This is a genomic window from Stenotrophomonas sp. RIT309 (genome assembly GCF_000632045.1).
GTDB classification, from domain to species: domain Bacteria; phylum Pseudomonadota; class Gammaproteobacteria; order Xanthomonadales; family Xanthomonadaceae; genus Stenotrophomonas; species Stenotrophomonas indicatrix.
This window is the reverse complement of the sequence record NZ_JFYS01000045.1, coordinates 19,071-41,193: the sequence shown is the minus strand read 5'-3', so window position 1 is coordinate 41,193 and position 22,123 is coordinate 19,071. Positions and strand designations below refer to the sequence as shown.

21 protein-coding genes and 1 riboswitch are annotated in these 22,123 nt (G+C 66.3%); of the genes, 10 read left to right on the top strand and 11 right to left on the bottom strand.

Going from position 1 to position 22,123, the window contains the following annotated elements; all coding sequences use genetic code 11:
- The 3 genes from BW38_RS00005 to BW38_RS00015 form a co-directional block, all read left to right on the top strand.
- On the top strand, nt 1-1,515 hold a 1,515-nt coding region (locus tag BW38_RS00005; protein WP_032978971.1), incomplete at its 5' end, for an autotransporter outer membrane beta-barrel domain-containing protein.
- Between the two features lie 446 nt (nt 1,516-1,961).
- A complete protein-coding gene (locus BW38_RS00010) occupies nt 1,962-4,031 on the top strand; it encodes an autotransporter outer membrane beta-barrel domain-containing protein (protein ID WP_235190003.1) in 2,070 nt (689 codons plus the stop codon).
- Nucleotides 4,032-4,490: 459 nt separating this feature from the next.
- Complete coding sequence (locus tag BW38_RS00015) at nt 4,491-4,901, top strand: hypothetical protein (protein WP_032978965.1); 411 nt, start codon at nt 4,491-4,493, stop codon at nt 4,899-4,901.
- A 505-nt stretch (nt 4,902-5,406) separates the two neighbouring features.
- Here the strand turns inward: BW38_RS00015 and thiL are convergent.
- The 5 genes from thiL to BW38_RS00040 all read right to left on the bottom strand — a co-directional run bounded on the left by thiL (nt 5,407) and on the right by BW38_RS00040 (nt 9,291).
- Complete coding sequence (gene thiL, locus BW38_RS00020; protein ID WP_051562411.1) at nt 5,407-6,369, bottom strand: thiamine-phosphate kinase; 963 nt, start codon at nt 6,367-6,369, stop codon at nt 5,407-5,409.
- Between the two features lie 120 nt (nt 6,370-6,489).
- Entirely contained in the window at nt 6,490-6,969 is a 480-nt protein-coding gene (nusB, locus tag BW38_RS00025) for a transcription antitermination factor NusB (RefSeq protein ID WP_025876637.1), read from the bottom strand.
- On the bottom strand, nt 6,966-7,433 hold the full coding sequence (gene ribH, locus BW38_RS00030; protein WP_025876639.1) for a 6,7-dimethyl-8-ribityllumazine synthase: 468 nt from the start codon (nt 7,431-7,433) through the stop codon (nt 6,966-6,968). The genes nusB and ribH overlap by 4 nt, the downstream gene beginning before the upstream one ends.
- Nucleotides 7,434-7,591: 158 nt before the next feature.
- Nucleotides 7,592-8,692 (bottom strand): 3,4-dihydroxy-2-butanone-4-phosphate synthase, encoded by a 1,101-nt coding sequence (gene ribB / locus BW38_RS00035; RefSeq protein WP_032978962.1) that lies wholly within the window; start codon nt 8,690-8,692, stop codon nt 7,592-7,594.
- Entirely contained in the window at nt 8,689-9,291 is a 603-nt protein-coding gene (locus BW38_RS00040; RefSeq protein WP_032978961.1) for a riboflavin synthase, read from the bottom strand. The genes ribB and BW38_RS00040 overlap by 4 nt, the downstream gene beginning before the upstream one ends.
- Nucleotides 9,292-9,368: 77 nt before the next feature.
- A riboswitch (FMN riboswitch) is annotated at nt 9,369-9,515 on the bottom strand.
- Between the two features lie 242 nt (nt 9,516-9,757).
- Here BW38_RS00040 and BW38_RS00045 point away from each other — a divergent pair.
- The 3 genes from BW38_RS00045 to BW38_RS00055 all read left to right on the top strand — a co-directional run bounded on the left by BW38_RS00045 (nt 9,758) and on the right by BW38_RS00055 (nt 12,040).
- The gene (locus tag BW38_RS00045; RefSeq protein ID WP_025876645.1) at nt 9,758-10,381 is read left to right on the top strand and encodes an outer membrane beta-barrel protein; all 624 of its coding nucleotides are present in this window, start codon (nt 9,758-9,760) and stop codon (nt 10,379-10,381) included.
- Nucleotides 10,382-10,530: 149 nt separating this feature from the next.
- Entirely contained in the window at nt 10,531-11,412 is an 882-nt protein-coding gene (locus BW38_RS00050; protein WP_032978957.1) for a hypothetical protein, read from the top strand.
- Nucleotides 11,399-12,040, top strand: coding sequence for a hypothetical protein (locus tag BW38_RS00055; RefSeq protein WP_032978954.1), 642 nt, complete (start codon nt 11,399-11,401; stop codon nt 12,038-12,040). Before BW38_RS00050 ends, BW38_RS00055 begins: the two co-directional genes overlap by 14 nt.
- A gap of 70 nt (nt 12,041-12,110) precedes the next feature.
- On the opposite strand, the gene ribD is transcribed toward BW38_RS00055, so the two are convergent.
- The 6 genes from ribD to BW38_RS00085 form a co-directional block, all read right to left on the bottom strand.
- Complete coding sequence (ribD, locus tag BW38_RS00060) at nt 12,111-13,196, bottom strand: bifunctional diaminohydroxyphosphoribosylaminopyrimidine deaminase/5-amino-6-(5-phosphoribosylamino)uracil reductase RibD (protein ID WP_032978951.1); 1,086 nt, start codon at nt 13,194-13,196, stop codon at nt 12,111-12,113.
- Nucleotides 13,197-13,310: 114 nt separating this feature from the next.
- Complete coding sequence (nrdR, locus tag BW38_RS00065; RefSeq protein ID WP_025876654.1) at nt 13,311-13,832, bottom strand: transcriptional regulator NrdR; 522 nt, start codon at nt 13,830-13,832, stop codon at nt 13,311-13,313.
- 94 nt (nt 13,833-13,926) lie between these two features.
- On the bottom strand, nt 13,927-14,370 hold the full coding sequence (locus BW38_RS00070) for a hypothetical protein (RefSeq protein ID WP_032978948.1): 444 nt from the start codon (nt 14,368-14,370) through the stop codon (nt 13,927-13,929).
- Nucleotides 14,371-14,400: 30 nt separating this feature from the next.
- Nucleotides 14,401-14,820: a hypothetical protein gene (locus BW38_RS00075; protein WP_032978945.1), complete on the bottom strand. Its 420-nt coding sequence runs from the start codon at nt 14,818-14,820 to the stop codon at nt 14,401-14,403.
- 67 nt (nt 14,821-14,887) lie between these two features.
- Nucleotides 14,888-16,141: a serine hydroxymethyltransferase gene (gene glyA / locus BW38_RS00080; RefSeq protein ID WP_032978943.1), complete on the bottom strand. Its 1,254-nt coding sequence runs from the start codon at nt 16,139-16,141 to the stop codon at nt 14,888-14,890.
- Between the two features lie 184 nt (nt 16,142-16,325).
- Complete coding sequence (locus BW38_RS00085) at nt 16,326-16,802, bottom strand: RcnB family protein (protein ID WP_025876662.1); 477 nt, start codon at nt 16,800-16,802, stop codon at nt 16,326-16,328.
- A 253-nt stretch (nt 16,803-17,055) separates the two neighbouring features.
- Between BW38_RS00085 and ettA the strand changes: the two genes are divergently transcribed.
- The 4 genes from ettA (at nt 17,056) to BW38_RS00105 (ending at nt 22,106) form a co-directional block, all read left to right on the top strand.
- Nucleotides 17,056-18,720 carry an energy-dependent translational throttle protein EttA gene (ettA, locus tag BW38_RS00090; protein WP_025876664.1) on the top strand — a complete coding sequence of 555 codons (1,665 nt, stop codon included), beginning with the start codon at nt 17,056-17,058 and terminating at the stop codon, nt 18,718-18,720.
- Nucleotides 18,721-18,965: 245 nt separating this feature from the next.
- Entirely contained in the window at nt 18,966-19,655 is a 690-nt protein-coding gene (locus tag BW38_RS00095; protein WP_025876666.1) for an outer membrane beta-barrel protein, read from the top strand.
- A gap of 63 nt (nt 19,656-19,718) precedes the next feature.
- Nucleotides 19,719-21,035, top strand: coding sequence for an NCS2 family permease (locus BW38_RS00100; protein WP_025876668.1), 1,317 nt, complete (start codon nt 19,719-19,721; stop codon nt 21,033-21,035).
- Between the two features lie 72 nt (nt 21,036-21,107).
- Nucleotides 21,108-22,106 carry a DUF4434 domain-containing protein gene (locus BW38_RS00105; RefSeq protein WP_200867516.1) on the top strand — a complete coding sequence of 333 codons (999 nt, stop codon included), beginning with the start codon at nt 21,108-21,110 and terminating at the stop codon, nt 22,104-22,106.
- Nucleotides 22,107-22,123 lie beyond the last annotated feature (17 nt).

Sequence of the window (22,123 nt, the reverse complement as noted above, 5' to 3'; positions counted from 1 at the left end):
AGCTTCGATCCGGTGTCCGTCACCAATGGCTGGCTGAATGTCGCCCTGCGCAACAAGGCGCAGATCGACGGCCGTTTCATCAATGTCACCCGTGCCGAGATCGACGGCGACAGCACCTGGCTGATGACCGGTGACAGCAACGTCGGCCAGCTCAGCCTCGGCAGTACCGGCACCGTGGCACTGGGCAATGGCAGCACGTTCAATACCCTCACTGCCGACACCTTCACCGGCAATGGCGGCACCCTGCTGTTCAACACCATGCTCGGCGATGACAGCTCATTGACCGACAAGCTGGTGATCAACGGCGACGCCAGCGGCCAGGCGAACGTGCGCGTGCTCAATGCCGGTGCCGCCGGTGCGAAGACCGACAAGGGCATCGAGCTGATCCGCGTGGGCGGTGCGTCCAATGCGCAGTTCGATCTGCAGGGCCGCGCGGTGGGCGGGCAGTACGAGTACTTCCTGTTCAAGGATGCCAGCAACGGCGGCTGGTACCTACGCTCGGCGCTGGCCGGCGCGCCGGACCCGTGCGTGGTCGATCCCACGCTGCCGGAGTGCAGGCCGATCGATCCGGTGGACCCCGTCAATCCGATCAACCCAGGCCCGGTGCTGCGCCCGGAAGCAGGCGCGTACCTGGCCAACCAGTTCGCGCTGGACCAGCTGCTGCGCCATGGCTTGCGCGACCGCCAGGGTGGCAGCACCGCCACCGACGGCGTGCGCGGCTGGGCCCGGGTGGACGCCACGCAGAGCAAGCTGTCGGCCGTGGAAGACCAGCTGGACCTGCGCGTGGACCGCTCGCGCCTGCAGCTGGGTGCGGACGTGGGCGTTTTCGACAACGGCCGTGGCCGCGTGGGTGTGATGGGTACCGTTGCGCAGTCCAGCGCTACCTCGCGTTCGGATATCACCGGCTACAGCGCACGCGGCAAGGTGGAAGGCGGCGCGCTGGGCGTCTACGGCAACTGGAGCACCGATGCGCTGTATGTGGATGCCAGCGTGCAGCGCGGCCAGTTCCGCAACCGCGTGCAGGGCGAAGGCCTGGCCGAGGAACGCTATGACTCGGATCTCTGGCAATCGTCACTGGAAGCGGGTTATCGCTTCAACATCGGCCAGATCGGCAGCACGGCGCTGACCCTGCAGCCGGAGCTGCAGCTGGTCTACACCGATGCGAACACGGATGTGCACAGCGAAGCCAACGGCACCGTGGTGCGCGCACTCGGTGACAGCGGTTTGTCCGGCCGTGCAGGCCTGCGCCTGCAGGGTGAAGGCCGCAGCGCCGCCGGTGCCTCGGTCAGCCCGTACGTGGTGGCGAACTGGTACCGCGATGGCGCCAGCAACGGCATGGCGTTTGACGAGGAAGCACTGAACGCCAGCGTACCGCGCAATCGCTACGAATTGAATGCAGGTGCGCGGGTGGACTTCCGCTCCGGGCTGAGTGCGTCGGGTGGGTTTGGCGTGATGCGCGGTGACCACGGCTACCGCGAAGCGACGGCTAACGTCAGCGTGGCCTACCGCTGGTAGTGCATCACCGCAGCGGAGATGCCTTGCCAACGCACTCGGCATCTTCGCTGTGCATTCCCCTTCTCTCCCCAGTCACCCATGCCATGAAATCAGATACAACCTCCCCACGCGGGCGGTCGCTACGTCCGCACTCAGCGCTTCCTGGATACTGCCTGCTGACCGCACTTGCCGTGTGCGTCGATACTGCCGCAGCAAGGGAACTGATCGGCGAATCCGCAGAGGTACTGCCGGGCCATCCGATCGAATCCTGGCGCTTGCGAGCGGATTCCCAGCTGCAGGTCAATGGTGCCGAAACGTTTGAACTCGAGGCCTTCGATGAATCCTCCCTTGTCCTGGCGGATGCCACAGTGCGCTTTGACCCCTCGAGGACGGATGTCGCTATCCAGCTGGCCGACAGATCGATACTCACCGCCAACCGCTCTTCAATCCTGGGCCAAGGCTTGATAATGAAGAACGCGGCGTCGGCCCGATTGTCCGGCAGCAGTGTGCAGGTCACGCGCGCTGCAGGGCTGGCTGGCTACGAATACTTCACCATCGGCATCGAGATGGAACCCAGCGCCGGTGCGCCATCGAGCGCAGACGTTGAACTCGATGCGACGTACGTGCGTGTAGAGCAGCCCGACTATCCGCAACGGGGCAATACCGGGGTCGGCATACGCCAGGCGCATGGCAGGGTGATGGTGCGCAATGGCTCCCGCATCGTTGCAGATGACATCGGCGTTATTCTATACAGCGCTGGCGATCCGCACAGCAGCCTTGTCATCGATGATTCAACCGTCATCGGTGGCAGCGGAGCAGCCATCCATGTCGCCACGATCGAGCGGGCACCTGTCTTCGACATCACCGTATCCAACGGTGCGCAGCTTCACGGCGGCGATGGCCACCTGCTGCGTGTCGGCTCATTTATTCCTGGCTACAGTGGCGCCTCCATCGTGCGCTTTACCGTTAACGGTTCGCGCCTTGCGGGCCACGTCGCCAGCGACGATGCCAGCGCACGCCGGGGCAGCTTGCACGTGGCCCTGCGTAACAGGGCGCAGATCGATGGGCGCTTCATCAACGTCACCAGCGCCAACATCGCCAGCGACAGCACCTGGCTGATGACCGGCGACAGCGACGTTGGCCACCTCACCCTGGGCAATACCGGCACTGTGGCGCTGGGCAACGGCAGCACCTTCAATACCCTTACCGTCGATACCTTCGATGGTGCGGGCGGCACGCTGCTGTTCAACACCCACCTGGGCGACGACAGTTCGGCCACCGACATGCTGGTGATCAACGGTGACGCCAATGGCCAAGCCAACGTGCAGGTGCTCAATGCCGGCGGCGCCGGTGCGAAGACCGACAAGGGCATCGAGCTGATCCGTGTAGGCGGTGCCTCCAATGCGCAGTTCGATCTGCGGGGCCGCGCGGTGAGCGGGCAGTACGAGTACTTCCTGTTCAAGGATGCCAGCGACGGCGGCTGGTACCTGCGCTCGGAGATTCCCGCAGGTCCGGACCCGTGCGACACAGATCCCACGCTGCCGGAATGTGCCGCGGTTGATCCGGTTGACCCAGTGGATCCCGTTGATCCGATCGATCCCGTTGATCCGATCAACCCGGGCCCGCTGCTGCGCCCGGAAGCAGGCGCCTATCTGGCCAACCAGTTCGCCATGGACCAGCTTCTGCGCCACGGCTTGCGCGATCGCCACGGCGGCAGCACCGCCACTGACGGCGTGCGCGGCTGGGCCCGGGTGGACGCCACGCAGAGCAAGCTGTCGGCCGTGGAAGACCAGCTGGACCTGCGCGTGGACCGCTCGCGCCTGCAGCTGGGTGCGGACGTGGGCGTTTTCGACAATGGTCGTGGCCGTGTGGGCGTGATGGGTACCATTGCGCAGTCCAGCGCCACCTCGCGCTCGGATGTGACCGGCTACAGAGCACGTGGCAAGTTGGAAGGCGGCGCGCTGGGCGTGTATGGCAACTGGAGCACCGATGCGCTGTATGTGGATGCCAGCGTGCAGCGCGGCCAGTTCCGCAACCGCGTGCAGGGCGACGGCCTGGCCGAAGAGCGTTACGACTCGGATATCTGGCAGTCATCCGTGGAAGCCGGTTACCGCTTCGGCATTGGCCAGATCGGCACTACCACGCTGAGCCTGCAGCCGGAACTGCAGCTGGTCTACACCGATGCAAAGACTGACGTGCATACCGAAACCAACGGCACCGTGGTGCGCGCAGCGGGCAACAGCGGCCTGTCCGGTCGTACTGGCCTGCGCCTGCAGGGTGACGGCCACCCGGCGGCGGGTGCCTCGGTCAGCCCGTATCTGGCGGCCAACTGGTACCGCGATGGCGCCGGCAATGGCATCGCCTTCGACGATGAAGTGCTGAAGGCCGGCATCCCGCGCAACCGCTATGAACTGAGCGCGGGTGCGCGCGTGGAATTCCGTTCCGGCTTCAGTGCCTGGGGCGGGTTCGGGGTGATGCGTGGTGACAGTGGCTACCGCGAAGCGACGGCGAACCTGAGCGTTGCCTACAAGTGGTGATGTAAACACGAACGGCGCCGGTTAGATCCGGCGCTGTTCTGCTCTCCGTAGCGCCAAGCATGCACTCGGCTCCACAACAAATGTCGCAACTGGCACGCGCAGGCGTGCTCGGCTTCGCGCAGCGCGTTCGATATGCGTCTGCAACATTTTCGAAATTGAAACTTTTCTGATTGGTATAGCAGCACCTGCGTGCACATCATGGCGCGCCACCGACAACGGGTGGCACGGGCTTGCAATCCCGTTAGGTTGATGTGTTGTTTACGCTTGCCTGTCGGCGTCGCGCTTTCCTTGTTGGGCGGCGTCGGCAGGCAATCCGTCCGCGCCCTATGGCGGGCGGTGCGTGGGGGTCTCGTACCCGCCGGCGTTTCTACATCAACCTCCGGTATTGCAACCACGCACCGTCCGCCGCCCTCGCCCAGCGCGAGGGCGGCCCCTTGCTCCGCACTCAAGGACGCCGCCATGACTTCTTCGCTCTATCCCTATCTGTTCGCCACACTGGGCGACGCCGTCGAACGCTTGCCGGACGATCTGGCCAAAGCACTGGAAACCACATTGGGCAGCACAATGCGCGCCCACGCCGACGAAGGCATCACCCTGCTCGGCTGCCTGCAGCGCATCCGCCACGTGGACGCTGCAGACGGCCAACCGTGGCCGGACAAGGGACGCAAACAGTGCTTTGGTTTCGCGATGGCACGCATCGACCGCGCCAATGCCGGGCTGACCTTGCTGCTGGAACTGCTGCACGCCATCGAACGCGTGCGCGTGGACGGCGATGCCGACCAGCAGGTGGGCGATGACGTGCGCGAAGGGCTGCTATTGGCCTGCCGTGGGCTGGCCGAGTATGTGGATGTGCAGTTGCGGGTGGCGTAAGCAGGGCTGCTGCACGCGCCGGCCCTGCCCTTGGTAGCTGCCAACCTTGGTTGGCATGGCCGCAAGGCCATATGCAGGACGAGACGGCGTGCCAACCAAGGTTGGCACCTACCGGAGCAACACGGTAGCGCCGGGCCATGCCCGGCGTTCTGGTAGGCGTCGACCTTGGTCGACACAGCGTCGGCACGAAGGCCTGACACATCCGTGCCAACCAAGGTTGGCACCTACCAGAGCAACACGGTAGCGCCGGGCCATGCCCGGCGTTTTGGTAGGCGTCGACCTTGGTCGACGCAGCGTTGGCGCGCAACCCTGACACATCCGTGCCAACCAAGGTTGGCACCCGCTAGAGCAGCGCGGTAGCGCCGGGCCATGCCCGGCGTTCTGGTAGGCATCGACCTTGGTCGACGCAGCATTGGCGCGCAACCCTGACACATCCGTGCCAACCAAGGTTGGCACCTACCAGAGCAACACGGTAGCGCCGGGCCATGCCCGGCGTTCTCGTGTGTCAGGCGAAATGCTCGTATCCGCTCGGGCCGTCGTGGCCTTCGGTGTGCACGCCCTGCCCTTCCATGATGCGGCCGATGCGGGTGATCGGCACGTCCAGCGATTCGGCGACGTAGTGCAGCGCGTCGCGCTGGTCGGCGGCGGCGGTGAAGCACAGTTCGTAGTCGTCGCCGCCGTGCAGCGCGCAATCACGGGCGCCATCGCGGCCGAGCAGTTCGCGCAGTGCCGACGACATCGGCAATGCATCGGCGTCGACTTCGGCGCGTACACCGCTGCGTGCGGCGATGTGGCCCAGGTCGGCCAGCAGGCCATCGGAGATGTCCACGGCGGCATGCGCGAATGCACGCAGCCGCAGGCCCAGGGTGACGCGCGGGGTGGGACGCAGCAGGCGCAGGCGCAGGGTTTCGTAGTCGGCCAGCAGGGTGGCGGCAGTGACGTTCAATGCGCCCTGCTGCCACAGGCGCAGCGCACCGGCAGCATCGCCCAGCGTGCCGCTGACCCAGATGTCATCGCCAATCTGTGCGCGATCACGACGCAGGGCCTGGCCGCGGGATACCTGGCCCATCGCGGTAACCGACAGCGACAGGGGGCCACGCGTGGTGTCACCGCCGATCAGGGCGATGTCGTGCTGGTCGGCCAGCGCGAAGAAGCCATCGGCGAAGGCATCGATCCAGTCTTCGCTGGCTTCGGGCAGCGACAACGCCAGCGTGCACCAGGCCGGGCGCGCGCCCATCGCGGCGAGGTCGGACAGGTTGACGGCCAGCGTCTTCCAGCCGATGTCGAACGCCGGAGTCTCGGCCGGGAAATGCACGCCGCTGTTGAGCGTGTCGGCGGTGACCACCAGTTGCTCGTTCGGGCGCGGCTGCAGCAGCGCGGCGTCATCGCCGATGCCGAGCACGATGTCGTCGCGCTCGACGGTGCGGGCGCGGATGCGGTCGATGAGGGCGAATTCGGCCAGGGACATGGGGCGCTCCCGCGTTTGTACGTGCCGCGCCGTGCGCGGTGGGCGGTAGTGCCGGCCGCAGGCCGGCAACCTCAGAATCCCTGCAGTTGCCGGCCAGCGGCCGGCATTACCACAGGTGGGTCAGTGACCCGATTCGACCTTGCGCCATTCCACGGCGGCACGATCCAGCACGCCGTTGACGTAGGTGTGGCCATGTTCGGAACCGAAGCGCTTGGCCGATTCGATGGCTTCGTTGATCACCACGCGGTACGGCACGTCCAGGCGGTAACGCAGTTCGTAACCGGCCAGGCGCAGCACGGCGCGTTCGATCGCGTCCACTTCGTCGATGCCACGGTCCAGGTACGGGCCGAAGGCTTCGTCGATGTCGCGACGGTTGTCGAGCACGCCATGCACCAGCGCTTCGAAGTACGCCAGGTCGGCGATTTCGCGGGCCTGTTCGTGGGCGAACTGGGCGATCAGCGACTGGCCGTTGCCGCCGGAGATCTGCCAGGCATAGATGGCCTGCACGGCACGACGGCGCGCGCGCGAGCGCAGCACCGGATCGATGCCATCGCGGCGGACGGGTTTACCGGAGGGCTTGCCCTGGGTGTTCTTGTTCATGGCAGCTGCTCCAGAAGGTTGACCATTTCCAATGCGGCGAGCGCGACTTCCTCGCCCTTGTTGCCGTGGCTGCCGCCTGCGCGGGCCTCGGCATCTTCCACGCGTTCCACGGCCAGCACGCCGTTCAGCACCGGCACGCCGAAGTCCAGCTGCACGCGCATCAGGCCTTCGGCACAGCGGTCGGCCACGTGTTCGTAGTGGCGGGTGTCGCCACGGATCACGCAGCCCAGGGTGAGGATGGCGGCGTGTTCATGGGCGGCGGCCAGGCGCGCGGCGACCAGCGGCAGCTCCCAGGCACCCGGCACGCGGATCACGTCGATGTTGGCTTCGGCAATGCCGTTGCCGGCCAGGCTCTGGCGGGCGCCAGCAACCAGCACATCGGTGATGCGGGCGTTCCAGCGGCTGGCCAGGATGGCGAAGCGCGCCGATTCGGGAGTGCGAAGATCGCCTTCGTAGTGGCTCATATGCGGCTTGGGATTCGATTAAGGGGTAATTCTACCGTGGATGGGCCCCGGCCGTGGCTGGCGGGGGCCCGGGGTGTGCCGACCAACGGTCGGCACCCACCAGCTGCAGTGGGCCGCCCCTTTGTGGGTGCCGACTGTTGGTCGGCACACCGAGCGGGTTACGGGGTGACCGTCTCCACCACTTCCAGGCCGTACCCGGCCAGGCCGATCTGGCGGCGGGGCGTGCCCAGCACGCGCAGCTTGCCCAGGCCCAGGTCGGACAGGATCTGCGCACCGGCACCGTTGCGGCGCCACTGGCCCACATCCTTGTCCTTGCCCGGCACCACCGGCGCCGGCTGCTGGCGCAGGCGGGCCAACAGCGCTTCGCCGTCGCGCGGGGCCGACAGCACCACCATCACGCCACTGCCTTCCGCGGCGATCGCGCGCAGGGCATCGGTGGCCGCCACGCCGAAGTCATCGCGGCGCCAGTGCAGCAGGTCGGCCAGCGGGTTTTCCACCTGCACGCGCACCAGGGTGGGCGTGTCCGCATCCGGGGTGCCGCGGACCAGGGCGAAATGCAGGTCGTGGGCGATGCGGTCGCGGTAGGTGACCAGCTTGAACGGGCCGAACTCGGTGTCGATATCACGCTCGTCCACGCGCTCGACAGTCTTTTCGGTGGCCAGGCGATAGGCGATCAGGTCGGCGATGGAGCCCATCTTCAGGCCGTGCTCGCGGGCGAACACTTCCAGCTCCGGGCGGCGCGCCATGCTGCCGTCCGGGTTGAGGATCTCCACCAGCACGCCGGCCGGTTCCAGCCCGGCCAGCATGGCCAGGTCGACGCCGGCTTCGGTGTGGCCGGCGCGGGTCAGCACGCCACCGGGCTGGGCAATCAGCGGGAAGATGTGGCCCGGCTGGTGCAGGTCCGACGGCTTGGCATTGGGCTTCACCGCGGTGCGGATGGTGTGCGCGCGGTCGTGTGCCGAGATGCCGGTAGTCACGCCCTCGGCCGCTTCGATGCTGACGGTGAAGTTGGTCTGGAACTGCGCGGTATTGGCCTGCACCATCGGCGCCAGGCCGAGGTCGGCGGCGCGGGTGCGGGTGAGCGGCAGGCACACCAGGCCGCGGCCATGGGTGACCATGAAGTTGATGTCGCTGGCCTTGACCAGCTCGGCGGCCATGATCAGGTCGCCTTCGTTCTCGCGGTCTTCGTCATCGACGATGACGACCATGCGGCCGAGGCGGATGTCTTCCAGGATGTCGGGAATGGGGGCGAAGTTCATGCGCGGGCTCCTTCACCCAGCAACCGCTCGACATAACGAGCGACCAGGTCGATTTCCAGGTTCACCGCGCTGCCCACGCCGGTGGCGGAGAACGCGGTATTGGCCACGGTGTGCGGGATCAGCGCCACTTCAAAGCCTTCCTCGTCCACTTCGTTCACGGTGAGGCTGACGCCGTCCACGCAGATCGAGCCCTTCTTGGCGATGTAGCGGCGCAGGGCGGCCGGCGCGGCGAAACGCCAGCGCTGGGCACGCGCATCTTCATGGATGGACAGGACCTGGCCGAGGCCGTCGACGTGGCCGCTGACCAGATGGCCGCCGAGGCGGTCGGTCGGGCGCATGGCACGTTCGAGGTTGATGACCGCACCTTCGGCCAGTTGGCCCAGCGTGGTCAGGCCCAGGGTCTCGGTGGACGCATCGGCCTGGAAGCTGCCGGCGTCGAACGCGATGACGGTGAGGCAGACGCCGTTGATGGCGATGCTCTCGCCCATCTGCACGTTGTCGAACGGCAGGCTGCCGACGTCGAAGGTGAAGCGGACATCGCCGCCGATGGATTCGCGTGCGGCCAGACGGCCGACGCCTTCGATGATTCCAGTAAACAAGTAACGTTCTCCGCGAAAAGTGAGCGAAAAACGCCGCAAGGCAAACAGGCGGGCGCAGGGCCGCAAAGGCCCTGTGGCACCGTCTTCTTTCATCCGGACTATGACCGTCGGCTCCGGCATTGGACCGGATCTGCTGACCCCCGACGGTAAGGCCGGGGCGCTCGCGGGCTCGTGCTTGCGCACCTACCGCCGGTGGGGAATTGCACCCCGCCCTGAAGACGTTTGTGTACCGGCGAACCGGCCCGCCAAGTGTAACAGCCCGGGCTGAACGGGGCCGGATGCCCCGGGGGTCGGATCCCTTTCCGCAGGAAAGGGCTCTGACCCCACCCGGGCGCGTCCGAGCCTGTGACGGCCGTCGCTCGCATTTCGTAAAACTTTCATTAAAATCGGCGGTCGGACGACATGAGGTCGCCACGGACTGCCGCACAGGTGGGCCGCCAATGGACTGAAATTCACAGGAATTCCCATGCGCAAGATCCTGATCGTGGCCGCCCTGCTGGCCGCTGCCCCGTTCTCGGCCTCCGCCGACGCCCTGAGCTACACCTACGTCGAAGGCGGCTGGACCCAGGTCAAGACCGACGACGACGTGTTCAACGACCCGAAGGTTGATGGTGGTTACGTGCGCGGTTCGATCGCGCTGGCCGAGCAGGTGCACGTGTTCGGCGGCTGGAACTACGGCAGCAAGTCGTACGACTACGACTACGGCTCGATGAAGCTCAAGCTGAACCAGCCGGAGCTGGGCATCGGTTACCACATGCCCTTCAGCGACCGCGTCGACTACACCGCCGACATCGCCTGGGTCCGCCAGCAGGCTGAAATCACCGTCAAGGACGTGGACTACGGCCGCTTCAGCGTGAAGGACCACACCAACCTGGTGCGCGCCACCATGGGCCTGCGTGGCAAGCCTTCGCGCATGACCGAAGCCTGGATCAAGGCCGGTTACATGGACGGTGGCAACGAATTCAAGGGCACCTGGGTCGGCACCGTCGGCGGCCAGATCAACTTCACCCGGACCTGGGGTCTGGTGGGCGAGATCTCCGGCTACCGCGACGTCACCCAGTACTCGGCCGGCGTGCGCGCCAGCTTCTGATTGCCCGATCCTCGTCGTGCGATCGAACGGGCTCCGCAAGGGGCCCGTTTTTTGTTGGCCGTCGCGCGCAATACGCTTGGCTGCGGCACGCCATCGAATGCAATGACAATTGCGCTAGGCTTGCCGCCCTCTGGAACAGGAACACCGTCATGAAGACCCCGATCCGCGGCCTGCTGGCCACCGCACTGCTGTGCGCCCCCTTGTTCGCCGCGGCTGCCCCGGCGCAGCTGAGCCCCGAACAGACCTTCGATCTGTACGCACGCGCATTGCTGGAAGACGATGCCGCCGCCACGCGCACGCTCAACGATGCATTGAAGCCGGCCTTCGACGGCCAGGATTCGGTAACGCCGGTGCCGGGCATGATGGCCCAGGCGCTGGCCGAGCCGTGGCAGACGGTGCTGGCCGTGGCTGGAGTGAAGGGCGATCCGGCAGCGGCGGAAGCGATGTATGCCAAGGCGCTGAAGGCCTCGCAGTGCCGTGCCACGCGCAGCACGGTGGAAGACAACGAATTCGTGGACGACCAGAAGATCGCCAAGGTCGATTTCAGCTGCCAGCTGGCCGACCTGGGCAGCGTGCAGCCGTTGTTCCTGGCCAGCCTGACGGGTGGGGACAAGGCTCCGCGCGCGCGCTTCACCGAGGCCTATACCCAGGCCCTGCAGAGTGGCCCGCGCAAGGCCGTGACCGGCACCCTCACCCTGTACACCGCCAAGGACAAGGGCTACTGGTACAGCAGCAACTTCGATGATCTGGTGGGCCCGGTGCTGGATGCGCTGGCGCCGTTCGATAGCTGGATGCAGGACGTTGAAGCAGCCAAGGCACCGAAGGTGACCGGCGTGCCGGCCTGCGATCTGCTGCTGCAGCAGCACCGCAGCTGCGTGGCGAAGATCGCACCGGACCAGATCAGCGGTGTGGATGCGATGACCGAAGAGTTGAAGGCCAAGACGCAGGTGATGTCGGCCGAGGAAATGACGCAGGAGTGCAAGGCACTGCGTCCGATGGCCGAGATGATGTGGACCGATGCGTGCGCGTGAGTTCACTGCGCTGAAGCGACTGGGGCTGGCTGCATTGCTGGCCCCGGTTGCGGCACTGGCGGCGCCGCCTGTGCCCACGCCCGGACACGTGTTCGAGCTGTACGCACAGGTGATCGTGCACGGCGATACCGCCGCCCAGGCCGAGCTGGGCCGCTATCTGGGTACATCCAATGGCCCGGCGATCGCGGCGGCGCTGGCGAGCGTAAGCCATCTGGAGCAGGCGCCTGAAATGGCCGATTGGCCGCAGGCCGCCGCGGCCCTGCGCAGGCGCCAGACCTCGGTGCGTTGCAATGTCGGCAGCGTGCACCATCCGCAGGCAGACATTGCCGATGTTGACTACCGTTGCCACCTGCCGGACCTGACGGCCCTGCTGCCCGTCTATCGGCATCACCCGGTGCCATTCAACGGACCGCATCCCCCGCAGATGGCGAGCGAACTGGCGAGCGCGTATACGCAGATGATCGCGACGGCACCGGACCGGGAAAGGATCATCACCGTGTCCTTCGAGCGCGATCATGACGGCGGCGCTTGGCGCGTACAGAACCCCTCGCCGCTGATGGGCGAACTGGCCGATGCGTTCCTGCCGTTCTTCGAGTGGAACGAGCACCCGCCTGGCGAGGATCGTTGAACTGAAAAAGGGGACGGAGGGGATTACGGCGTTTTTGCCACAAACGACGTAATCCCCTCCGTCCCCTTCTTCATGGCCGCAGCAGCAACCGCAGATCCTCACCCACCTGGCGCTGGTCGACCACATGCAATCGACGCTGTTGGTCCATCACGTCGATGCCGAGGTCGGCCAGCAACGGGCGGCCGCTGTCGCCCAGCAGTGTTGGCGCCTGGTACATCAGCAACTCGTCCACCCAGCCACCACGCACCAGCGCGCCGGCCAGCGTTGCACCGGCTTCGGTGTGCACCTCGTTGATGCCGCGCTCGGCCAGCAGTGCCAACACCGCGCCCAGATCAAGGCGACCGTGACGCACCGCCACGCTGGCGAACGCAGCATCGGCAGCGTCGGGCGGGCTGATCATTGCATCGTGCAGGTACAGCGTGGGCGCCCCACCTTCGCGCACACGGCTGCATTCCAGCGAGCGCAGGCGTGAATCGAGGACGACGCGCAGTGGCGGCATGACTTCAGTGTCAGCCAGGCGCACGGTCAGCATCGGGTCGTCGGCGATGACGGTGTCGGCGCCGGTGAGGATCGCGCCAGCGCGCGCGCGCCAGTGCTGCACATCTTCGCGAGCGGCGGGGCCGGTGATCCACTTCGAGCTGCCGTCGGCCATCGCGGTACGGCCATCGAGGCTGGCGGCCAGCTTCACCCGCAACCACGGACGACCGCGCTCCACGCGCGACAGGAAGCCCTTGTTGAGTTCCCGCGCCTGTGCCGCCATCAAGCCCTCGGCGACCTCGATGCCGGCGTCGCGCAGCAGGTCGAAGCCACCGCCATCGACTTTCGGGAACGGGTCGCGCATTGCCGCGACCACGCGCGACACGCCGGCTTCGATCAGCGCCAGTGCGCACGGCGGCGTGCGGCCGTAATGCGCGCACGGTTCCAAGGTGACGTAGGCGGTGGCACCACGCGCTTCGGTGCCGGCTTCGCGCAGGGCGAACACTTCGGCATGCGGGCCGCCAGCGCGCTGGTGCCAGCCCTGCCCGACCACGCGCTCGCCATGGGCGATCACACAGCCGACCATCGGATTGGGACGGGTGGTATAGGCACCGCGCTCGGCAAGCCGCAATGCGGCAGCCATGTGCAGGTGGTCAAGGACGGTGAACGATATGCTCATGCCGCCATGGTACCGCCGTCAGCACGATGCCAGCCAAGGCCCAGTAGATCCACGCCATGCGTGGATGGGCGGCACGGCGCCAACCAAGGTTGGCGGCTACCGAAGCAAAGGCCGTCAGCCCTTCTTTTTCTTGGTCAGGGCAATCACATCGCCCAGCAGTTGCAGTTGCTCGGTGCTGGAAGGCAGGTCGCGTTCGAGCTTCTCGATTTCCTCGCGAAAATCGGCCACGTCCTCAAAGCTGCGGTACACCGAAGCGAAACGCACATAACCGACATGGTCAAGCTTGCGCAGTTCATTCATCACGAACTCGCCTACTTTGATCGACGGCACTTCGCGTTCGCCGCTGATGCGCAGCTGATGCACCACTGCGCGCACCGCCGCTTCAATCTTCTCTTCCGGCACCGCACGCTTCTGCAGCGCGCGGTCAAAGCCGGCGCGGACCTTGCGGGCATCGAAGGCTTCACGGGTGCCATCGCTCTTGACGATGGCCGGCAGCTTCAGTTCAACGGTTTCCAGCGTACTGAAGCGTTCGTTGCACGCCTCGCACTCACGCCGACGGCGAATCGTCGCGCCGTCTTCGGAGACGCGCGAGTCGATGACCCGTGTATCGGCATGCTGGCAGAAGGGGCAATGCATTGAACGCCTGGCTCAGGGGAATACCTGCTGCCACGGTCGTGGTAGCGTCGCAAAGGTACCTGAGAAGGGGTTTTGCAGCAAATGCAGGCGGCAATCAGCCTTGTCCGGCAAGGCCCGGAGCGCGACGCAACCACACCAGATGCGCAGTCGGCACCAGCAGCGGCACGCCCGGTACCAGATAGCCCAGTACCTGCCAGGGGCTGCCGGCAAACAAGCTGAAAAGCACCACGCCGATCACCGCCAGCGCCGCCATGGCGCCCAGCGCCAAGCCGATCCAGGGAATACGGGCGGTGTGCCGCAGGCCATCGCGCCCGCGCTTCAAGTAGCAGATGCTGAGCCACAACCAGGCCAGCAAGCCGATCACACCCGCCAGCGCCCACAGCAACAGCACCGCACCTTCGTCGCCGCGCATCAGGCCGTGGCGGGTCAGGAAGGTGTAGATGCCGAAGCCGGCGACGCCGCCACCGGCCACCAGTGCAGGCAACCCCAGCAGCAGGCATTGGGCGATATACAGGCGTTTGTGCAGGCGCTCATCCATGCGTTCGAATCTCCTTGCTGGCTGCTTGCTTCACGTGCGTGGTCGCAGCCACAACAGCATGGCGGCCGGGACCAGCATCGACGGCCCCAGCAGCAGCAGTCCGAAGCCTTCGGCGTGAACCTTGACGCTCCACCACGCCGCCAGCCCCAGCGGCGGGAAGGCGGCCAGACCTCCGGCCAGCAACATCCACCACCAGACCGGCCGCACCCGCAGGCCGGCACGTCCGTGCATCAGGTAACCCGCACTGAGCCACAGCCAGGCCAGGCAGCCGGCCATGCCGGCCAGGCCCCACAGCGGCATCAGCGTCACCGATGCCAGGGTGCCGTGACCAAACTGGCCCAGGCCCATCAACAGCAGCAGCATCGCTGCGGCCCCGCCGCCTACCAAGCTGGGCAGGCCGAAGAGCACAGCCAAGGCTGCATAGAGATACCTGAGGCGGCGCTCATCCATGCGCGGGTACTCCGGTGCCGGGGTCAGAACCCTTCCCGCAGGGAAGGGCTCCGACCCCAGTGCCCGATCAACCGTAGACCGGGTACTTGCGGCACTGCGCGCTGACCGCATCACGCACGCGGGCGATCACGGCCTCATCGGCCGGGGCGTCGAGCACGTCGGCGATCCAGTTGGCCAGGTCCACGCAGTCCTGTTCCAGGTAACCGCGGGTGGTCACTGCCGGGGTGCCCAGGCGCAGGCCCGAAGTCACGAACGGCGAACGCGGGTCGTTCGGCACCGAGTTCTTGTTGACGGTGATATGGGCCTTGCCCAGCGCAGCTTCCGCGTCCTTGCCGGACACGTCCTTGCCGATCATGTCGACCAGCATCAGGTGGTTCTGGGTGCCCCCGGAGACGATCTTGTAGCCGCGCGCGATGAGCGTGTTGGCCATCGCCTGCGCGTTCTTCACCACCTGCTGCTGGTAGGCCTTGAAGCCCGGCTCCAGCGCTTCCTTGAAGGCCACGGCCTTGCCGGCGATGACGTGCATCAGCGGACCGCCCTGGATGCCCGGGAACACGATCGACTGCAGCTTCTTGACCAGGTCTTCGTCGGCGCCCTTGGCGACGATGATGCCGCCGCGCGGGCCGCGCAGGGTCTTGTGGGTGGTCGAGGTGACCACGTGCGCATGTTCCAGCGGGCTCGGGTAGACGCCAGCAGCAACCAGGCCGGCGACGTGCGCCATGTCGACGAACAGGTAGGCACCGACCTTGTCGGCGATGGCGCGGAAGCGCGCCCAGTCGATCACCTGCGAGTAGGCCGAGAAGCCGGCCACGACCATCTTCGGCTTATGCTCCAGGGCCAGGCGCTCGACTTCGTCGTAATCGATCAGGCCCTGGTCGTTGACGCCGTACTGCACGGCGTTGAACAGCTTGCCCGAGGCGTTGACCTTGGCGCCGTGGGTGAGGTGGCCGCCGTGGGCCAGGCTCATGCCGAGGATGGTGTCGCCCGGCTGGAGCAGCGCGAAGTACACGGCCTGGTTGGCCTGCGAACCGCTGTGCGGCTGCACGTTGGCGTAGTCCGCGCCGAACAGTTCCTTCAGGCGGTCGATCGCCAGCTGTTCGGCGATGTCCACGTATTCGCAGCCACCGTAGTAGCGCTTGCCCGGGTAGCCTTCGGCGTACTTGTTGGTCAGCTGGCTGCCCTGGGCTTCCATCACCGCCGGGCTGGTGTAGTTCTCGCTGGCGATCAGCTCGACGTGGTCTTCCTGGCGCTGGGTTTCGGCGGCGATGGCCTTGGCCAGTTCGGGATCGTAGGTTTCGATGCGGACGTCACGCGGGAACATCGGTTACTCCAGCAGGCGGGGAAAGGGATGCGGCTCAGCCCTTGATTGTAGCCCCGCCCCGGCCTGCTGGGGCCGAAACGACCGGGGCCGGATTCGACGAACGAATCCGGCCCCGTATGGTGTCGAATGGCGTTGTGGGGTCGGAGCCCCTTCCGTTGGAAAGGGCTCCGACCCCGGCGCTGCATCAACGGTTGTTGATGATGTAGTCGGCGATGATGCCGGTTGCCACGGCCACCAGCAGCATGTTGCCGCGGTCATCGCGGATCCAGTGGTGGCCGGACGGCGGGCGGCGCAGGTGGTAGCGCGGGTAGTCGTTCACGACGTAGATCGGGCCGCGGTAGTAATCGCGATAGCGGTGGCCGCGCTGCCAGCCATAGCCATAGCCGGGCCGGTAGCCCGGGCTGTAGACCACGCGCGGCGGCGGCGGTGCCGGGCGGTAGTAGCCATGGTCGTAGCGGCGGTCGTGGCGGTAGTCACGGCGCGCTTCGCGGCGGTCGCGTTCCCAGTCGCGACGGTCGTGGCGCCACTCGCGGCGATCTTCGCGCCATTCTCGGCGGTCGTGGTCGCGACCACGGTGATCGTTGTCGGCGAAGGCCGGGGCGATGGCGCCCAGCGCCAGTACAGAGGCCACGGCGCCGGCCATGAGTCGATGGATGTGCATGGGAGACCTCTGCTGGGGTGGGTGGTGAGCCCATATTGCGCATTCGATCTGAACGGTTTCCGGCTGGAAACGCTTCCCGCTGAGGGACTGTGACGGCCCATTCAGTCCTCGGCCAGCCCCGGGCGCTGCGGACGGCGCGGGGCGTAAGCGGTTCCGGCTATAATTGGGGGTATTCCATTCAGTCTGTGCCCGCTGCCGCAACGGGAAGTTCCCCGTGACGGACCGGGCGCAGGGTCGCGCCTACGGAGACCTCATGTCCTCGCAATACATCTACACCATGAACCGCGTGTCCAAGGTGGTCCCGCCCAAGCGGCAGATCATCAAGGACATCTCGCTGTCCTTCTTCCCGGGCGCGAAGATCGGCCTGCTGGGCCTGAACGGCGCCGGCAAGTCCACCGTGCTGAAGATCATGGCCGGCGTGGACACCGATTTCGAGGGCGAAGCCCGTCCGCAGGCCGGCATCAAGGTTGGCTACCTGGCGCAGGAACCGGAGCTGGACCCGACCAAGACCGTGCGTGAAGCGGTTGAAGAAGGCGTGGGCGAAGTGCTGCAGGCACAGGCTGCGCTGGACGCGGTCTACGCCGCCTATGCCGAGGAAGGCGCCGATTTCGACGCGCTGGCCAAGGAACAGGAGCGCCTGGAGGCGATCCTCGCCGCCGGCGATGCGCACACGCTGGAAAACCAGCTGGACGTGGCCGCCGATGCGCTGCGCCTGCCGCCGTGGGATGCCATCGTCGGCAAGCTGTCCGGTGGTGAAAAGCGCCGTGTGGCGCTGTGCCGCCTGCTGCTGCAGAAGCCGGACATGCTGCTGCTCGACGAACCGACCAACCACCTCGACGCCGAGTCGGTGGAATGGCTGGAACAGTTCCTGGCGCGCTACACCGGCACCGTCGTGGCGGTCACCCATGATCGCTACTTCCTGGACAACGCCGCCGAGTGGATCCTGGAACTGGACCGTGGCCGCGGCATTCCGTGGAAGGGCAACTACACCGACTGGCTGACCCAGAAGGATGAGCGCCTGAAGCAGGAAGACAACCAGGAAAAGGCTCGCCAGAAGGCGATCCAGAAGGAACTGGAGTGGTCGCGCCAGAACGCCAAGGGCGGCCGCACCAAGGGCAAGGCCCGTCTGGCCCGCCTGGAAGAGCTGCAGTCGGTCGATTACCAGAAGCGCAACGAGACCAATGAAATCTTCATCCCGCCGGGCGAGCGCCTGGGCCAGGCGGTGATGGAATTCAAGAACGTCTCCAAGAAGTTCGGCGACCGCCTGCTGTTCGACAACCTGAACTTCCTGGTGCCCTCGGGCGCCATCGTCGGCATCATCGGCCCCAACGGTGCCGGTAAGTCGACCCTGTTCAAGATGATCACCGGCCAGGAAAAGCCGGACACCGGCGAGATCGTGGTCGGCCCGACCGTGCAGCTGTCCTACGTGGACCAGAGCCGCGACGCGCTGGAAGGCAACCACAGCGTGTTCCAGGAAATCGCGGGCGGCCTGGACATCCTCAACATCAACGGTATCGAGATCCAGTCGCGCGCCTACATCGGCCGCTTCAACTTCAAGGGCCAGGACCAGCAGAAGATGGTCGGTTCGCTGTCCGGTGGTGAGCGTGGCCGCCTGCACATGGCCAAGACCCTGCTGCAGGGTGGCAACGTGCTGCTGCTCGACGAACCGTCCAACGATCTGGACATCGAAACCCTGCGTGCGCTGGAAGATGCGCTGCTGGAGTTCCCGGGCAACACGTTCGTCATTTCGCATGACCGCTGGTTCCTGGATCGCATCGCGACCCACATCCTGGCGTTCGAAGGCGATTCGCACGTGGAGTTCTTCCAGGGCAACTACCGTGAGTACGAAGAAGACAAGCGCCGCCGCATGGGCGACGACGCTGCGCCGAAGCGCCTGCGCTTCAAGGCGCTGAAGTAAGCAAGAACGAAAGGCCGCGCTCGCGCGGCCTTTCGCCTTTCATGGGCCGCAATCGATTTTTGTTGACGCTTTTGACCTCTTCGCGACGCACTTCAACGCGACCCGGCTGAAGGCTGCCCGTGTAAAGCAGTGTTGATTCCTTGTCGCACACGGCATCCTCCGTACTTTGCAACTCGTTGTATGTTCCCGGCCCAATGCTTCGGTTTTCCTACGCACCCGATTCATCCCCCTCGTAGGAAAACACCATGAAAGCACTGATCTCCACCACGGCAGCGCTGCTGCTGTCGGGCACTGCCGCGGCCGCGCCGGCGAACTGGGAAGGCATCTACCTGGGTGCCCATGCCAGCCATGGCGAAGGCCACAGCCAGGACCGCAGCAACGCCAATGCCTCTGAAAAAAGCATCCGTGGCTTCGCTGGCGGGCTGCAGGCCGGCCGCAACTGGCAGTTCGACAACAATGTGGTTGCCGGGATCGAAGGCACCCTTTCCTTCGGCAACATCACCCAGGAGTGGAAGGACCGCGACAACCACCAGTACAGCCCTTACTACGGCAAGGATGCGGTGACCCGTTCGGGCGCAGTCAACCTGACGCTGGGTTACGCGGCAGGCCAGTGGCTGCCGTACGTCAGCGCCGGCGTGAGCGTGGCCCGCCAGGAGTTTTCGCTGGGCTGCGACAAGTCGCTGGTGGAGGCCACCAACGGCTGCCGCGTTGCCGAATTCGAAACCCGCGCATCCCATGTATCCACCGGCGCGAACGTCGGCGCAGGCGTGCTGTACCGCTTCAGCGACCAGCTTTCGGCGGGTGCGGAGTACCGTTACACCCATCTGGGCTCCAGCCCGGTTTACCTGGAAGATCCCAACTACCCGGCTGCGGCGCGACGCAGCTTCCATACCAACTACAGCAGCGTTACGCTGAAGTTGAACTACCACTTCTAACCGCCTGGCGACGCACCCGCCGGTCCTTCGGGCGGCAGGGCGTGCAGGTACGAGAGATCTGCGATGTCCCTGTTCGAACGCCTGTTCCAGCTGCAGCAGCACGGCACCACCGTGCGCACCGAACTGCTGGCCGGTGTCACCACCTTCCTGACGATGTCCTACATCGTCTTCGTCAATCCCGAGATCCTGGGCACCACCGGCATGGATGCTGGGGCGGTGTTCGTGGCCACCTGCCTGGCCGCGGCGCTTGGCTCGGTGGTGATGGCGCTGGCGGCCAACTTCCCGGTGGGCATGGCCCCGGGCATGGGCTTGAATGCGTTCTTCGCCTTCACCGTGGTCGGCGCTGCCGGGCTGCCCTGGCAGCAGGCGCTGGCGGCGGTGTTCATTTCCGGCCTGGTGTTCCTGGTGCTGTCGCTGACCGGCGTGCGCGCGTGGCTGGTGTCGGGCATTCCGGCGTCGTTGCGGTCGGCGATCGTGGCCGGCATCGGCCTGTTCCTGGCCATCATCGCGCTGCAGAAATCCGGCGTGATCATCGGCAACGAGGACACGCTGGTGGCGCTGGGCCCGCTCAATACCGCGCCGCCGCTGCTGGCACTGGGCGGCTTCCTGCTGATCGCGATCCTGGAAGCGCGGCGTGTGCGCGGTGCGATCCTGATCGGCATCCTGGCGGTGACCGCGGCCGGCTGGGCGTTGGGCGATCTGCAGTACCACGGGCTGGTGTCATTGCCGCCGAGCCTGGCGCCGACCTTCCTGCAGCTGGACCTGCCTGGCCTGCTGCACCACAACGGCGGCGCGCCGATCGCCGTGCTGCTGCAGGTGGTGCTGGTGTTCGTGCTGGTGGAAGTGTTCGATGCCACCGGCACGCTGTATGGCGTGGTCGGCCGTGCCGGCCTGCTGAAACTGCCGGGTGCGCAGAAGCGGTTCGGCCGCGCACTGCTGGCCGACAGCACGGCGATTGTGGCCGGCTCGCTGCTGGGCACCAGCAGCACCACCGCCTTCGCCGAAAGCGCCTCGGGCGTGCAGGTAGGTGGCCGTACCGGTTTGACCGCACTGGTGGTCGCTGCGTTGTTCCTGGCCGCGCTGTTGTTCTCGCCGCTGGCGGCGATGGTGCCCGGCTATGCCACCGCGCCGGCCCTGCTGTTCGTGGCCGGACTGATGCTGCGCGAACTGGTGGAAGTGGACTGGAGCGACCTGACCGAATCCGTACCCGCCGCGCTGTGTGCGCTGGCGATGCCGTTCACCTATTCCATCGCCAACGGCCTGGCCTTCGGCTTCATTGCCTATGCTGCGCTGAAGGCCGGCACCGGCCGCTGGCGCGAGGTGCACCCGGCGGTGTGGCTGGTGGCGGTGCTGTTCGTGCTGCGTTACGCGCTGGAGTGATCCGGCGGGCGCAGTTTCATCGTGCGTGGCCCGGTTCACTCGTTGCGAACGGTGCTCTGGGATGATGCCTGCATGTCCACGCCCCTGCTGCCTCCCGATCCATCTTCGCCGCTGCGCCGGCGCCTGCTGCGCGCTGCCCTGCTGGCGCCCGTTGCGGCGGCATTGACCACCCTGCCCGGCTGTTCGCTGCCGGAACAGGTGGACGGCACCTTCCTGCAGCCGTGGCGCAGCCACCTGCAGTGGCGCATGGCCGATTGGCAACGCTCGCTGCAGCTGGCACGCCGACTCGGCTGCAGGCAGCTGGTGCTGCAATGGAGCGGCATCGTCGGTGGCGCCGAGGGTGATTGGCAGCTACCCGATACCAGTGTGCGCATGCTGTTCACCGCAGCCTCGGAAGCCGGTATCGCGGTTCGCGTCGGCCTGCCGTTCCAGCAACGCTGGTGGCAGGCCATCGGCGGAGACGACGCCGCACTGCAGGCCTTCTTCGCCGACAGCCTGACGCAGGCGCGGGCCTGGCTGGCACAGGCGCCCTGGTCTCGCCTGCAGGCATTCAATGGCTGGTACATCCCCTACGAACTCGAACAGTACCACTGGGCCGATCCCGCCCGTCAGCAATGGTTGGCGCAGTGGCTGCACGGCATCTCCCAGGCGGCGGTCGAGCGTGGTGGCGACTGCGCGATCTCCTGCTATTTCAGCCGCCTGCAGACCCAGGGCGACCTGGTGACCCTGTGGGATGCCGTTCTCGCGCAGGCATCGGTCAGACCCATGGTGCAGGATGGCGTGGGTGTTGCCGGCGCCGGCAACGTACAGCAGCTGCAGCCGCTGCTGCAGCATCTGCGCACGCGTGGCGTGGCCTTCGATGCCATCGTCGAACTGTTCCGCGAGCTGCCCGGCGAGAACAACGACGGCACCCAGTTCAAGGGCGAAACCGCTGATGCCGCCCGTATCGAGCGACAGCTGGCCTGGGCGCGCGACAGCGGCGCCGAGCACGTGCTGGTGTACGCGCTGGACCCTTGGCTGTCGCAGGACACGCCGGAAGCGGCCGCATTGCGCAAGCGCTGGGGGATCTGACCCCGGTACCGACGCGC